The sequence below is a fragment of the Jeotgalibaca sp. A127 genome, assembly GCF_052266745.1.
Taxonomy (GTDB): domain Bacteria; phylum Bacillota; class Bacilli; order Lactobacillales; family Aerococcaceae; genus Jeotgalibaca.
The window spans coordinates 201,455-217,414 of the sequence record NZ_JBQPRC010000002.1 but is presented as its reverse complement, the minus strand read 5'-3'; the positions used below and the strand labels follow the sequence as shown (position 1 = coordinate 217,414).

General features: G+C 41.7%; 12 protein-coding genes. 3 read left to right on the top strand and 9 right to left on the bottom strand.

The annotated features are described in order from the left end of the window. Window positions 1-231 precede the first annotated feature (231 nt). A complete protein-coding gene (locus tag ACTVAI_RS03235; protein WP_443472458.1) occupies window positions 232-1,404 on the top strand; it encodes a pyridoxal phosphate-dependent aminotransferase in 1,173 nt (390 codons plus the stop codon). Window positions 1,405-1,807: 403 nt separating this feature from the next. On the opposite strand, the gene pgsA is transcribed toward ACTVAI_RS03235, so the two are convergent. Beyond that, window positions 1,808-2,338, bottom strand: coding sequence for a CDP-diacylglycerol--glycerol-3-phosphate 3-phosphatidyltransferase (gene pgsA / locus ACTVAI_RS03230; protein ID WP_443472459.1), 531 nt, complete (start codon window positions 2,336-2,338; stop codon window positions 1,808-1,810). Between the two features lie 171 nt (window positions 2,339-2,509). On the opposite strand from pgsA, the gene ACTVAI_RS03225 reads away from it, so the two are divergent. Together ACTVAI_RS03225 and ACTVAI_RS03220 are read left to right on the top strand one after the other, a co-directional pair. Next, on the top strand, window positions 2,510-3,409 hold the full coding sequence (locus ACTVAI_RS03225) for an ABC transporter ATP-binding protein (RefSeq protein WP_443472460.1): 900 nt from the start codon (window positions 2,510-2,512) through the stop codon (window positions 3,407-3,409). Next, window positions 3,402-4,661, top strand: coding sequence for an ABC transporter permease (locus ACTVAI_RS03220; protein ID WP_443472461.1), 1,260 nt, complete (start codon window positions 3,402-3,404; stop codon window positions 4,659-4,661). The genes ACTVAI_RS03225 and ACTVAI_RS03220 overlap by 8 nt, the downstream gene beginning before the upstream one ends. A gap of 65 nt (window positions 4,662-4,726) precedes the next feature. Here the strand turns inward: ACTVAI_RS03220 and ACTVAI_RS03215 are convergent, their stop codons facing one another. The 8 genes from ACTVAI_RS03215 to ACTVAI_RS03180 all read right to left on the bottom strand — a co-directional run bounded on the left by ACTVAI_RS03215 (window position 4,727) and on the right by ACTVAI_RS03180 (window position 15,768). Beyond that, window positions 4,727-5,965: a dicarboxylate/amino acid:cation symporter gene (locus ACTVAI_RS03215; RefSeq protein WP_443472462.1), complete on the bottom strand. Its 1,239-nt coding sequence runs from the start codon at window positions 5,963-5,965 to the stop codon at window positions 4,727-4,729. A gap of 150 nt (window positions 5,966-6,115) precedes the next feature. Further along, the gene (gene yidD, locus ACTVAI_RS03210; RefSeq protein ID WP_443472463.1) at window positions 6,116-6,427 is read right to left on the bottom strand and encodes a membrane protein insertion efficiency factor YidD; all 312 of its coding nucleotides are present in this window, start codon (window positions 6,425-6,427) and stop codon (window positions 6,116-6,118) included. Window positions 6,428-6,498: 71 nt separating this feature from the next. Beyond that, window positions 6,499-8,193: a Na/Pi cotransporter family protein gene (locus ACTVAI_RS03205; protein WP_443485873.1), complete on the bottom strand. Its 1,695-nt coding sequence runs from the start codon at window positions 8,191-8,193 to the stop codon at window positions 6,499-6,501. A gap of 132 nt (window positions 8,194-8,325) precedes the next feature. Beyond that, a complete protein-coding gene (locus tag ACTVAI_RS03200) occupies window positions 8,326-9,492 on the bottom strand; it encodes an aminotransferase class I/II-fold pyridoxal phosphate-dependent enzyme (RefSeq protein WP_443485872.1) in 1,167 nt (388 codons plus the stop codon). Continuing rightward, window positions 9,489-9,983 (bottom strand): Lrp/AsnC family transcriptional regulator, encoded by a 495-nt coding sequence (locus tag ACTVAI_RS03195; protein WP_443472466.1) that lies wholly within the window; start codon window positions 9,981-9,983, stop codon window positions 9,489-9,491. The genes ACTVAI_RS03200 and ACTVAI_RS03195 overlap by 4 nt, the downstream gene beginning before the upstream one ends. A 310-nt stretch (window positions 9,984-10,293) precedes the next feature. Then, a complete protein-coding gene (locus ACTVAI_RS03190; protein ID WP_443485871.1) occupies window positions 10,294-11,163 on the bottom strand; it encodes an AraC family transcriptional regulator in 870 nt (289 codons plus the stop codon). Between the two features lie 16 nt (window positions 11,164-11,179). Further along, window positions 11,180-12,619 (bottom strand): MFS transporter, encoded by a 1,440-nt coding sequence (locus ACTVAI_RS03185; protein WP_443472468.1) that lies wholly within the window; start codon window positions 12,617-12,619, stop codon window positions 11,180-11,182. Between the two features lie 188 nt (window positions 12,620-12,807). Next, window positions 12,808-15,768, bottom strand: coding sequence for a sugar-binding domain-containing protein (locus ACTVAI_RS03180; protein ID WP_443485870.1), 2,961 nt, complete (start codon window positions 15,766-15,768; stop codon window positions 12,808-12,810). Window positions 15,769-15,960 lie beyond the last annotated feature (192 nt).

Below are 15,960 nucleotides of genomic sequence, written 5' to 3'. Positions count from 1 at the left end.
AATCAAATCGTTTTGTGGAAGGAGGTAGTTTCGTATTCAATTAGAACGCACATTGCAACAATGTTAATCATTGTCTTACCCTCCTTTTCATAGTCTAGTTCTATTTTAACCGTTTGCACATAAGAGGACAAGTAAAATATGAACACAGAGTTAAAAAAATAATCTTTCTTCATATCACATAACCTGTTATGATAGTTAGAAAATAATGAGAAATATGAGGTGGCACAATAAATGCATCAATGGTCGACACTATCCCAGAATTATCCTGCTTCCAGTATCCGAAAAATGGCGAAACGCGCGCGTGAAATAGGCAATCCGATTATGTTAACAATGGGCGAACCGAACTTCGAAACGCCAGAGTTTATTAAAAAAGCAGCAATCGAGGGAATTAATCAAAACCGTACGCACTACGGCCCGAATGTTGGAGAAACTAATTTTCAGGAAGCCGTGGCTGAAAAATATACAAACATGACTGGATTCACTTTTGAAGCAGAAAATGTGATGGCTTCATTTGGTGCGACAGAAGGTATTTTACTGGTCATGATGAGCGTCTTGAACGAGGGCGATGAGGTGTTGGTTTCCAACCCCCACTACCCGAATTACCTGGGACAAATCATGACAGTTGGTGCCAAAGCGGTTGATGTCCCCGTTTATGAAAAAAATAAATTTAAAATGCAGGCTGCCGATATCGAAGCAGTTATTACTGACAAAACGAAATTATTGATTATCAACTCACCAAATAATCCCCTGGGTTCTGTTTTGGAAAAAGAAGATCTGGAAGAAATTCTGGCAGTGGCGGATAAACACAAAATCACGATTTTATCGGATGAAGTTTATGAGAGCATTATTTATGATGGCAAGAAACATTTTAGCTTGTTCCAAATCCCAGGTGCGAGTGAAAATCATTTTGTCGTGAACAGTTTTTCAAAAACTTATGCGATGACGGGTTGGCGTGCGGGTTACGTGGTCGGCAATAAGCACGCCATTAATGTGATGGCTGAATTCCGTGAAGGGATTGGTTTTGCGGTTGCGCCATTCACCCAAGATGCGGCGGTTGAAGCCTTGAAATCTGATCAACAAACTGTGCGCGACTATCTAAAGGCTTATGATGAGCGTCGCCACATTGTGGTCGATGGTTTGAATGCCATCCCTGGTTTCCATTGCCTCAAAACAGAAGGTGCCTTTTATGCCTTTCCTAATATTCAGGCATTCGGTCGCTCTTCCGAAGCATTTGCGATGGAACTATTGGAAAACACGCATGTAGCTATCACACCAGGTTCAGCATTTGGCTCGATGGGCGAAGGATACTTACGGATTTCATTCGCGCAGTCGAATGAAGATTTGGAAGAAGCTATTTCCCGAATTGCAAAATATGTAGCGGAAGCTTATCCGGAAATCAAATAAATGGTTTGTGCGGCGTTTAGCTGATCAGCCGGTGTAGAACGCCGCATTTTTTGCAAAAGTGCGGCGTTCATTGATACTGTGTTGTGCTCATCGCCGCATTTAGCTCGTAAAGGCGGCGTTAAGGAAGTATTATATTTCTGAACGCCGCTTTTTTTACAGAAATGCGGCGTTCTTGCACTTTTTATTTTCTAAACGCCGCACCTACCGTCAATCACACTAAAACAGGGAGTTGGGAAATAACTCCCAGCCCTTTATCTATTTACGAATACTTTATCGCAAACGTGCTCAAAAAGGCAGCCCCGACGCCACTGGAACGAATAATACTCAGATGGTCTGTGACCATCCTAACTTATTCGTTCCAGTGGTTCGGGGCTAAACGTCTTTTTTCACACTCTCCTGTTTTTCATTTTGCTCTTTGTTGGTATTTTCCGTAAAATCGATAAGCATACTGCACGAATGTAATAGTCGCCAGGACTGCGACAATGACTTGAAGCCAATAGATGCCCGGGAACTGGAATACTGCCAGAATAATCGTTGCGAATACCAGTACGGTTGTGGTCTTGCCAAAAATATTGGCGGGCACGATGATGCGTGGTTTGAGGCTGACCATCCATAATCCCAATAAAATTTGAAAAACTTCTTTCACCAGGATGATCCAGAAGAACCATCTTTCTAAATATCCGTAATCATACAATGTATAGAGGACCGTTACTTGCATCATTTTGTCCGCAAAGGGGTCAGCAACAATCCCGAATTTGGATACGACATTGTATTTCCGTGCTAAATAACCATCCAATACATCAGTTAAACTAGCAGCGATAAAGATATACAAGGCGTACATCATGGCATTTTTGTGATCCATATAAAATACCAGCAAATAAAAAGGAATCATGAATAATCGCAATAAGGTCAATAAATTCGGTATGTGTTTCATAACGGTCCCCCCTTTTTATTTATAATACCACAAGAGCCTACTCATAATGTAGAACGTTTACATCAAAATTAAATCTTATTCAACATGAAGTATAGGATTTTATTTTTTTATCAGACTTATTAATCGTATAATGATAGTAGCACGAAATGATAGAAGCAAGGAGGAGTATACATGTTAGAGGTCAAACAGCTATACAAGTCATTTGGCAGTCTAAAAGCTGTGGACGATGTTTCATTTACCATCCATGATGGTGAAATCATGGGCATGATCGGACAGAACGGGGCTGGAAAAACAACGACGTTCCGATTAATCCTGGATTTCCTGACACCCGATAGTGGCGAAGTGTTGTGGAACGGGAAACCCTTGACCAAAGATGACTATAACGTTATCGGTTATTTACCGGAAGAACGAGGTCTATACCCACGCGTATCCATTGAGGAGCAATTAGTCTATTTTGCGCAATTACGGGGGATGTCAAAAAGCGATGCCAAAGGTAAAATTGATTTTTGGATGAATAAATTCCAGGTCAAAGGCAAAAAAACCGACAAAGTCAAAACGTTGTCTAAAGGAAACCAGCAAAAAGTCCAACTCATTTCTACCTTATTACATGAACCTAAACTGGTTATCTTGGACGAGCCGTTCAGTGGACTCGATCCGGTTAATGCCAGTTTGTTACAAGAAGGCATCAAGGAATTACGCAGCCAGGGCTCTTGTGTTATTTTTTCCAGCCATAATATGAATAACGTTGAAGATATCTGTGATCATTTAGTGATGTTGCGCGATGGCGCGGTCGTCTTGAACGGGGTCGTCTCTGAGATACGGGAACAGTTTGGCCGGACGAAACTTTTTTTAGAAACACATTTGAACGAAGCCCAACTCTTAGCCTTGCCGGGCGTCGAGAAAGTTACCGTCGATTCAGAAGGGTTCCAGGTACTCGACTTACAAAATGCCTCCTTCGGGCAGGCTATTTTTACTGAGGTTACGAAAGATGGCTATATCTCGACTTTCAGCCAACAACCACCAACACTGGATGAAATTTTCCGTTTGAAAGCAGGTGAAATACATGAGTAAATTTTGGGTGATTGTTTCCCAAGTCTATCGTAAAAATGTGAAATCACTTGGGTTTGTTACGATGATGCTTAGCCCCATTGTTCTTTTGGCAATTATCGCCGGCATTTTCAAGTACATAGAAAATATCGAAACAGCCATTCCAAATATCGCTGTGTTTTCGGATTCTCAAGCAGTCGTTGAAATCCTGCAACAAGAGGAAGAAAGTTTCACGGTAGAAGCAGGAGTGAAGTCCGTGGAAGATGCTGAAAAGCTGATGGAGCTGGACGGTTTGGATGGTTATTTAACAGTCTCGCAAGAAAATAAGACTTTTAATGCTTCTTACGTTCATTTGGCCGATAGCCAATCGTTTGACCTTAATTATCTTGGTGCCCTTTTGTCAAACTTGCAGATTAATTTACAAGCTGAAGAACTAGGTTTATCACCGCAAGAAATAAACGCTCTATCCACGCCACCTATCATTGAAACCAATACCATTTCTTTCGATGATGGACAAGCAACCTATGGCGATCAAACGGAACAAAATGTGAAAATAGGTGCTGCTTACGCAATCAGTATTGCCATTTTTACGTTTATTATGACTTACTCCAGCATCATTGCGGAGGAAATTGCTTCCGAAAAAGGTACGCGTATCATGGAAGTCATCTTGTCTAGCGTCAATTCAACCACGCACTTCTTTGGTAAATTAACGGCAATTTTCCTAATCTGCCTCACTCAAGTTGCCTTTTATGCGGTTATGATTGTGATTGCATTACAGTTCGACATTGTGACCGATTTGTTACCTGAAGGAATCAACATTTTTGAAACGCTCAGCGCCATCATCGGCGTCTCCATGTACTATTTCATTATGGGGATTTTCTTGTATGCTGTTATCGCCGCTTTCCTAGGTTCCTTGGTTTCGAAAATCGAAGACGTTTCCAAAGCCGTCACACCCATTGTTTTCATTGCCCTGATTGGCTTCTACGGTGGCATGTTCGCTTTTGTAAACACAACTCATCCCATTATCAAAATCGGTTCACACATTCCGCCCTTTACACCGTTTATCATGCCATTCAGAATTGCGGCCGACACGGTTTCGATTTCCGAAATTTGGATATCCGTCGTAGCCATGCTGGCGTTCACTATTTTGATAACTTTCATATCATTGATGCTGTACCGGTCGAATGTATTAATCTACTCTGATGCAGGTATGTTCAAAACGATTCAAACCTCAATACGAAACATCCGCAATGACCGCGCAGCAGCAAAAAAATAAACGAACAGAAGAGGGCGGGACAACTGTCCAACCCTCTTCTGTTCGTTTCAAATATGCTATAATTATTAACCCACTTCCTGCACACCATGATTGAAAATATTATAATCAATGGCATCCTCTGTTTTCGCTACTAGTAAGGCAGTAGTCGTATCCGCAGTAACGTTCAGGATTGTCCGTAACATTCCTACAAACCATTCCACCCCAGCGAAAAGTGCAATACTCTCAATTGGCAAGTTCATTTGTGGCACAACGATTGCCAATGACACCAATCCCGCTCCGGGAACAACCGCATTGGCTAAAGAAGCCAGGGCTGCCAAAAATGCGATGTAAATATAATTCGTTAAACTATACTCAACCCCATAAATTTGTGAAATGGTTACAACAGTGATAGCCATGTGCATCGCAGAACCGTTACTGTTCAACGTCATACCCAGCGGTAAAACAAGTTTCGAAACGCGCTCTTCGATACCCAATTTTTCACGTGCATCTTTCAGGGCCGTTGGTAATGTAACTGCTGATGATGTGGTTACTAATGCCATGATTGCGATTTGTGATAAGTTGATAACCAATCGGATAAAGTTGACGCGACAGAAAACGGCTGTCAATAATAACCAGATAATTAAGTATATTAGCGTTCCCAAGGCGTAAACACCCAAGTATTTCAATAAAGGCATGATGACTTGCAAGCCCATATTGGCAATGGTAGATGCGATAAGGGCAAAAATACCAATCGGTGCTATAATCATGACCATTCCAACCAAGCGTAAGATTATACTATTGAAGTGTTTGACAATATCAAGAATGTTATTATCTCCATCCTCCACTCTGACATAGCTCAGAGCCAATCCAAACAGAACCGAGAACACAATAACGTGAACGACGTTTCCTTCTGATAAGGCTTGCATGATATTTGTTGGGAAAAAGTTTAATATTGTTTCGCCAAGGGATAAAGCAGCCACCTCAACAACTTCAACACCTTCACCAGATATGGATGCACTGTCGATTCCGGCTCCGGGCTGGAAAAGGACTCCAAACATGACCCCCATTGCCCCGGCAAGAACGGACGACAAGAGAAAGACGGTAAAAGTCTTTATCCCCATTGTTCCCAGCGTTTTAGGATTCAGCTCCCCAACGGCCTCAATAATTTGGCCCATCACTAAAAGGACAATGGACATCTGAATTAAGCGCAAAAACAAAGTACCAATGATGCTCAGGAATCCAACCTGTTCCCCAAATAATGATCCAACCACAACACCCAAAATTGTCATGATAACAATCTGAGTTAATAAGTTCATTTTCCTCACTTATAAAACCTCCATTCTGTCTCTGATATATTCATTATACCTTCACTTTAAAGCGTTTACATTGCACGCAAGGGATAAATCCTCACTTTGAATTTAGCCATTATGGTATAAAAAAACTAGAGGAGGTCTAGCAGACCTCCTCTAGTCCATTCAAGACATCTTATTTAAATCGCCATTAACTCGTGTCTGTAACTCTTCGCGCATGGCTTGTAACTGTTCGTCAGAATCAGGATTTCTTCGCAAGGTAAACTTTTTGGGAACTGGATCAAAGCCACCTTTTGCCATGGGTTGGCACCTTAAGATTCGGGCCGTTCCCATCAAGGTTCCTTTGGCGGCACCATGTTTTTCAATTGCTTGAATCATATAAGTTGAGCAGGTCGGATAATAGCGGCAGCTTGGAGGAAATAAGGGGGATATATGTTTCTGGTACCCTCTTACACCTGTGATCAATACTTTTTTCATTGCAACCGTCCTTTCTGCTACTATTATACGCCATCATAAGAACAAACAAAAATACTCTGAATCAATCAAATTTATTTTTCAATCGATGTGCCTATTTTAGAACCTGTAACATTTAAGAACGGATACCGAAAACCGAGTGCATGCTTCGCAATTTTGACTGCATGGTCACTCATACGTTCGAGATTTGAAACGATATCCACGAACATGACACCATCACTTGGGCGTCCTACCCCTTGGTTCAAAAGATCTAAATATTTACCACGCAAATGTGCCTCGAGTGAATTTATTTCTTTTTCTCGTTTAATGACACTACCAGCTAGTCGATAACTATTTGAGGTAAAGGACTCAACTGCCTCTGCAATATTTTTCTCTACCAAAGCAAACATTTCTACCAAATCTTCATCGTACAGGAAAGCATTTTTGTCATTATTAGGACGCGATTTTTTCGCTAATTGGTTACCTTCTTTGATATTATCTAAAATACTTTCTCCATGGTCCCCAATTCGCTCCAGATATTTGGTCACATCCACCATTATGGCATGCTCATTAGATTCCGCTGGGGATAATTCTTCCGCAACTATTAGCATCAAATACTCGGTCAATTTCATATCAATATCATTGACTACTTCTTCCAGTTGTAAGGCTTTTTCATAGGATTTCTCATCTCTATTTTTGAAATAATCAAAAACTGTACCATACTCTTCTAGGACAACATTTCCCATTTCTCCTATTTCAACCTTAGTCTGATTCAAAGCCATATTTGGTGAAGACTGTACCAATGAGTGGTCAAGACGTGAGGCATCATAACCAATAATTATCTCTTTACCCGGTACTATACGTTTCACGATTGCAGCAATTTGACTTATAAACCACATTTGAATCAAGACATTTGCGATATTAAATAGACCATGTGAGAATGCGATTTGCATTGCAGGATTTAAATCAAGTCTCATCGTCATCATTTCAATAACAGCGAGGAATGGATTAAAGAATAGCATCACGATAAGTGTCCCAATAACATTAAATATGACATGCGCCGCAGCAGTTCTTCGCGCTGAAAGGCTCGCTCCAATCGCAGCCAAAATCGCGGTAATCGTCGTTCCGATATTTGAACCAAATAAGATTGGCAAAGCTGCGGATAGGGACATTGATCCATGAGAGTACATTTCTTGCAGAATCCCGATCAATGCACTTGAACTCTGAACGATCAAAGTAAAAGCTGTTCCAACGATTACACCCAGGGATGGATTGACAGACAATTTTATCATTAATTCTCTAAACTGATCAAGATCCTCTAAAGGTGCCAAACCAGTACCCATTAATTCAAGGCCTAAAAATAGTGCACCAAAACCAAAAATAACTTCCCCGATATTTTTAACCATATGTTTTTTGGAGAAGAATATCAAAAATGATCCAATTGCAATAATCGGTAACGCGTAGGCTCCAATATCCACTCCAATAATAAAGGCTGTAATTGTAGTCCCTATATTTGCGCCCATCACAACACCAATTGCTTGTTTTAAAGACATAAAGCCCGCACTTACTAAACCAACTGTCAGCACAGTCGTTGCCGAGCTACTTTGAATTAAAACCGTAACGACAATACCAGCTAAAATAGAACGAAAGGGTGTGGAAGTAAATGAATTTAAAATTGCACGTAAATTATCACCCGCTGATTTCTGTAATCCGTCACCCATAAAGTTTAGCCCAAACAAAAAAATCCCCAAACCACCCAAGAATTGAAACAGTATTTCTTGAAGATTCACACTATTAACCTCCATTATCAATTGACTTCCCAAAGTCATAGTTTACACTCTTATCTATTTTAGTCCCTATTAAGAAAAAAAAAAAGAGAATGTGATGATTTATAAGTCTTTTCTCATCACATTCTCTTTTTTTTATTTATTACGGAGTCTTTCAATAAATTTCCCTAGTCGTAAAAAAGCTTCTCGCAATTCTTCAATCGAATAAGCATAAGAAATACGGATGAAACCTTCACCGGGAGCACCAAACGCGCTACCAGGTACAACCGCAACTTTTTCTTCCAGAACCAGTTGTGTCGCAAATTCTTCCGAAGTCATCCCAAATTCAGAAATATTCGGGAAAATATAAAAGGCACCGTACGGCTCAAAGCATGGTAAATTCAGTTCCTTCAACGCATTCATCAAATAACGGCGGCGTTGATTGTAACTTTCACGCATTTCTCCTACTTCACGTTCACAATCACGCAAAGCCACAATACCAGCATATTGACTGGAAGTCGGCGCAGCCATAATCGCGAATTGATGGATTTTAGTCATTTCCTGCAAAATCAATCTTGGACCAGCTGCGTAACCAAGCCGCCACCCGGTCATTGCAAAAGCCTTGGAAAAACCATTAATTACAATTGTGCGTTCGCGCATGCCTGGTAAGGATGCAATACTGACGTGTTCTTCATGATAAGACAATTCACTATAGATTTCATCACTAATGACAAATAAATCATGCTCAATAATAACTTTCGCGATTGCATCCAGGTCTGCTTTTTCCATGATGGCACCTGTCGGATTGTTTGGATAAGACAAAACGATAACCTTAGTTTTCGGGGTAATCGCTGCTTCCAATTCTTCCGGCATCAAACGGAACTGATTTGCTTCTTGTAAATCAATCGTTACGGGTACACCATCCGCCAAAGCCACACACGGAACATAGGAAACATAACTTGGTTCGGGAACAATAACTTCATCACCCGGATCCAGCATCGCCCGCAAAGCCAGATCAATGGCCTCACTACCCCCTACTGTCACCAATACTTCATCTTTGGCACCATAGGATAAATCATATTTACGGTATAAATAATTACTGATTTCTTCACGTAATTCCATCAAACCGGCATTTGCCGTATAAAAGGTAAAGCCTTTTTGCAACGTATACATCCCTTCTTCACGCACTAACCATGGCGTGTCAAAGTCCGGCTCCCCAACCCCCAAAGAAATTACCCCTGGGATTTCATTAGCTATTTCAAAAAAACGGCGGATACCCGAAGGTTTGATGTCCTGTACTTTTTTGTTCAAGGGGTTTCTCATGGGGAAACCACCATCCGTTTATCACGATCTTCCGAAACAAATAACGTCCCGTGATCTTTATAACGTTTTAAAATAAAGTGTGTTGCAGTCGATTGGACTTCATCAATCGTAGAAAGACGATTAGCGACAAATCCAGCGATTTCCTTCATTGGCGCTTTACGCATTTCTACGAGTAAATCATACGCACCTGACATCAAGTAAACCGCATCCACTTCCGGATACTGATACACGCGTTCCGCAATTTTATCAAAACCTGCTCCGCGTTGCGGATTCACTTTCAGTTCTATCACAGCTGAAACTTCATCATCGCCCGCTTTATCCCAATTCACTAAAGTATGGTACCCGCAAATTACTTTCTCTTCTTCCATTTCTTTTAACGTTGTCGCTACTTCAGTTGGATCCAAATCCAGCATCACAGCAATATCAACGTTTGTCAAACGACTATTTTTTTCAATCATTTTTAGAATTTTTTCTCTGATATCTCTTGTCATTTTTATAATCCCTTTCCCCTTTGGATAGAATTGAAAAATTGTCTTAATTTTAGCACCGCGCGACCTCATAAGCAATGGACAGCGCAATAAAATTTGTCTTAAAACAGAAATGACACATCCTATTCTGTTATATAACAAAACTCGGCATTAAAACGACTTTATTTTTGATATAGTGCCGACTTTTTTTAGAACTCGGCACTATAATCGCCAAATATATTTCTTCTTCCGAGTTTTGAAAAAAGTCGGCAATATAGCACTATCTTCTTCCGAGCACCACCATATCCGCGAAATAAAAAAATCAGAACAAGAATTAGTCCTGTTCTGAAGTCTTCATTGTATTTAGTTTTCTGAAATCGCGCGGTGTCACGCCTGTTGTCTGTTTGAAAAAACGACTAAAGTGAGAGGCATTTTCAAAGCCGCAGCGGGAACCCACTTCCTGATTAGTCAACTCGGGAAAAAGCTGGAGTTGATGCATGGCTTGCTTCAAACGGTAGTTCATGATGTATTCCATAATAGTACTGCCCGTCAGATTTTTGAACAGATGCACCAAGTAGGACTTACTCATGTTAAGCTCGTCGGCAACATCAGCCAAAGTCAGCTTCTCTTGGTAATGGTTTTCCACAAAACGGATTGTCTGTTGGACATATTCATACCGCTCATCCACCTCATCACTGAATGAGATGGCTTCTTTTGTTTTCAACTGTGACAAAGTCAATAGCAATTGCATCACGTGAAGCATCATTCTTTCCTCTGCATAAGTCTCTTTAGCACTTTGGAAAAGGACCGCGATACTTTCGATGTGTCCCATGATATCAGCCAATACCTCATTACTCTCGGTCCGAATCACCTGGAAATGTTCCTCTTCAAATGGAAGCAGTAACTTCTCCAGTTTCATTGCCTTCAAAGCGGGTAAAAGCCAGTGTTTTGAAAACTGAACAATGCTGCGATCATAAGCACGCGCATCACCTTCGATAAAAGGCCTGTGCATGACCGTCCCGTCCATTACAATAATGTCACCTGGTTCCAATTCAGCAATGCGGTTTCCCAGGAAATACTTAACATTACCACTATGCAGAACGAAGATTTCGTATTGTATGTGGGTGTGGAAAACAACCTTTCCAGTCAAACCCGTTTGATGGGTAATCCCGAAAATATCATATTCATTTGGACGAGTGGTCATGCCAGTCTAGCTCCTTTTATTCTGTTCTGCCTAACGCTACTTGAACTTCTTCAATTTTCTTCTTACTTAATGGGTATACAAAATGCATAGCCAACAAGATTAATACCATTCCTACCAAAGGCATTGTAACAGATAGGTTTTTAATTTCAACAACGCGCTCCGCTGTCCAAGTACCCGCATCACTCAAGTCGATACCAGGAATTGCAAAAGCGATAATTAGCGGAACCAAGGCTTGACCAACGCCTTGACCGATTTTTCTGATCATGGAAAAGATGGAATAAACGGTTGCTTCATTTCTTTCACCCGTTTGATATTCTTGGTAGTCAATAACGTCTGATACCATAGCCCAAGTGTAGATGGATAGACCAAAGGCAAAGATATTACCGAACATCAATACGCCCCACCATACATATGGATTTGATATCGGTGCAAAGCGCAAGAATACAAATGCTGCCATTGCAATAACCAAGGGATAACTACTGATTTCGCGTGTCCCAAAGCGTCGAACTAACTTACTCCCCACAGTAGCACCGATAACCATCGGAACCATTGTTGCAAAAATACTTAACGAGTTCAGACTACCATCACCAAAGTACAATTGGTAAGTCAAGCTTGTCAATTGGGATGAGCCATTAACGAAAATGATTTGAGCAAGCGCTGTCAAAACTAGACCAAGCATCGCGCGATTTTTCAATGTCTCTTTTAAAGTTTGGAAGAAACTATAATTTTCAATTTGTTCTGCAGTTTTTTCTTTCTGTTGCACACGTTCCTCTACATTATACAACATAATGAAGATGGAAATCAGCGCAAATACGCCAGTAATCATAGCGATTGGGAATAGGTATTCCCCTTGGAAAATACTTTGTGCTACCCCATCAACTGTTTTTGAACGGTAAATCAATTGTGGAATAAAAATTCCATAAACGATATTCGGAACGAATCCACCAATACTACGCGCCGTGGATAATGTGGTCCGTTCGGATTGTTTGGTAGTCATAACAGAGCTCAAGGAACCATAGGGAACGTTTACAAAAGAGTAGAACAAGTCCCAAAGAATGTAACCCCCACCACAGAAAAGAATCTTGGCAGTATAACTCATGCCTGCTGTATCAAAGAACATAACCCCGGCAACGAATGCCAAGAATGGTGTAAAACGTAAAATCCAGGGCTTGAATTTGCCAGGGAAGAGACCTGTTTCTTTTGGTTTGGCTCGGTCAATAATCGCCCCGATAATCGGATCATTAATCCCATCCAATATTTTCGAAATCAGAATAATAAGTGAATAGTGCTCTAGACGAATACCAACGTGTTGGGTGAAATAAAGAAACATGTACATAGTGACTAAGTCAAAACTAAAGTTACAACCTAAATCCCCGAAAAAGTAACCCACTACATCTCTTTTCCCAAACGGGCGTTTTTCCGCAACTGCAACATCTGTACCTTCATATGATGCCATAATCATTCTCCTTTTCTGTTTACGGCTTTTCAATAAACCGTTACCATTTTTTAACTTGGCTTAATTTTAACCGTTTTCATATCTCTCATTGAATAGCTCATCTGGCTATTCGATGGATAAAATTGACTCAAATGGCTTTGTTAAATTGAAGGAGTTGACTGGGCCGAAACCCAGTCACTGCTTCTTTTTTATCCGAGCACAAACGGCTGTGACCAATCAATGTTTTTACGTTCCCAGAACGAACCATCGTCGTCCTGGTCAGCATCCACTTCTGTCGCAAAAACGAGATACATGTTGCCGGTTTCGGTACTTGCTTCATCCAGATTCCCACCCAGGGTCAATGTCGTCCCCGCTTTAACCGTTTTTTTATAGAGAGCATGCCCCCAATTGTTGATAATCATTTTATGATTCGTTGGCTCGAATTCCTCCAGCAACCATTCTGGTTTTTCCAGATTAATATCATGCGCCACAAACACATCCGCATCTTTATTAATCGTTACATGAATTAAATCGAGTGCCTTGTAATTACGGTCAGCATTCGGCAGACACAACGCCTCACCTTCAATCAAAAATTCGGGCAAGAAACGAAATTCCGCCTCTTCATCAGCAAAAGCCAAATCCCCATTAATCAAATTACGCGTTGTAGGGCCGACTTCGTGGATACCCGAGTAAGAGAAATCAGTGAAATAAAACGCACTCTCATCTTCCATTGCCACTAAATCTTGATCCGAAACCGGACCTTCGCCCAATCCGGGGTATTCACCCAATGGAACCTGCTCTTTAACCGAGAAGTCCTGACTTAATCCATTTTCAATCGATACTGTTTTACTTGTGACAGTTATTTCTGCTCTACCAATCTCTGCCGACTTCACAAACAAGCGAATGTCGCCTGCTTCCAAAGTCGATCGAATAGCCACACGGTTAATTCCCGCTTCCAGATACAGTTCGTGTTTGTTGATGGTTCCCTCGCTACCACTATTGTAGCCACCCCGCCATATCGCCGGGCCATCCAATGTAAACACCACTTTCCCTTCAAACGTCGGCACGCGTCTGCCTTTTATATCGACCGCTTCCACATCAATATGGAGGTAATCAGCCCCATCCGCTTTCAACCCTTCTGCACCATGCATAGGCGTCAATACCAGATGATGGGCTTCGCCCGTTGTTTCTTTTTTCTGCGAAATAACGACCTGACCGTCTGCGTCGTAACCCACTGCCCTTATCATTCCTTCTACAAAGTTTATTTTTTTGAAAATAAACAAATAACTGTCACTACGCTCGCCTTCACCAACCAATTTGTCATTGATATACAGTTCCACTGACTCACAGTTCGCCATGACATACACATCTTTCACTGTTCCTTGGGGATAATTCCAGTGACCGATGATATGGAGTTGTGGATCCTGGCGGAAAATAGCACGTGTAGCATAATAAGACTCTTTCGGTAACATTACCCCGTCAACTTGACCACTGACGCGGGATACTTCTGAATACACCCGACCATGACTGGTTGAGTCAGAAAAAATCCAGTTTGCACCGCCACAATGGGCAGGATTGCTGATTTTTTTATAATGTTTTGCCTGGTTTTTTGCCAAGTCCTCAGACGTCAGGTCATAAGCTGAACCCGGTGTGGTATGGTAATCCTCATATCCTTCGGTGTAACGATCCCACACACGCCTTGCGCCTTCTTCACGGTTATACTCGCCTTCGATAATTGCGAATCCTTTACTACGCATTTCCCAGCTACCTTCCGTCCCGATCGAAAGATCGGCGTACGGGGCGGTTTCCGCTCCCATTCGACGGTAGGCTAACGGGCGTTTCCCATGCGGATCCCACTGCCGATGCAGTTCTTGAAAAGCAATGGCTTCATTTTCGGGCACACTCTGGTTGCCTGCTTCCCATACGAAAATTGAAGGACTGTTCCGGAAATAAATAATCAGGTCACGGAATGCCTTGATTCGGATTTGATAGGATTCTTCGCTATAAACGCCACCGATAGTACTTCCCTCACCATCGACGCCCGGTTGAACCGCAATTAAACCCAGTCGATCGGAAGCACGGATGTCAGCGGGCGCTCCCGCGGAATGTCCCCAACGGATAAAGTTTCCACCGGCTTCTTTCATCAATTCATGAATATGGGTATGCATCCAGTCCGGAAACGCTGCCCCTACTCCTGCCCACTCATTCGTTGGGCGTTGTCCCCAACCGGTTAATTTCATGGGACGACCGTTCATGAAGAAGCCCTGATTGGCTGTGAATTCATAGGTGCGAATACCATGTTCCACTGTTTGGGTATCCACAATTTCACCTTGGTGTTTTACCGCCACTTCTACTTCATACAAATATGGATAGTCAGGCGACCAACGTTTAGCGTTTTGTAGATTGCCCGAAAGCCTAACCACTTGTTTTGTGACGGCTTCGAACGATGCCACCTCAGCAAAGGTCAGGACAACGTTGTCTGACTGGTCTTTTACAGTTACAACGATTTCTGTGGTTTTAGCCTGGTCGAAGTCATTCGCGACTTCTGCTTCCACAACGATGTCAGCAGTTGATTCTTCAATGTTTTCGTTATAAACATAGACTCCCTGTGTTTCCAAATAGCTATAAAGCGGCAAAGTCGTGTGGAGTTTATTTTTTACATGCAATTTAACGTTACGGTATATACCGCCATGTGTCGGGTGCCAATGCGAATCATGCCAACTTAAGATAGCGTCGGTTCCTTCCGCATAATAGGGAAAAGAGTTGTCCACCATGACTGCCAGAATATTCTCTTCGTTTCCGAAGTGAACATAATCGGTTAAATCATAGCCAAAAGCGATGAAGCCACTCTCGTTTTTACCGGCTAATTTTGTACCATTGATATAGACTTCAGCGGCTTGTCGCACGCCCTCGAATTCAATGTATATTTTCTTGTCTTTCTGATTTTCAGCGAGCTTGAAAAACTTGCGGTACCACGTTTTCCCAGTGAACATGCTGCGTTCACCGTTATGGCCGCCTTCCATAAAGTTGTCAAACGTATCGACATCGTTATACGTGTGAGGCAAACTCACGTTGCTCCAACTGCTGTCGTCAAACGAGACTGCTTTAGCCTCAGGAACATCTGCTTTGATAAATTTCCAATCCATATTTAAGTTGTATGTCAGTGACACAATGGCCGCCTCCGTTTTCTATTTCGAATTTCTTGTGTTAATTTTACCAACTTTAGAAAACGTTCCCATAGCTCAAATCACCCATCCTCTTGGAATTCTTTGCTCAAATGGCTTTTTAAACACCACAATCATCATGCACAGCAATAATGAGGCGACTATTTTTCTAGAAAAATAGCTCACTCAGATCGTTTT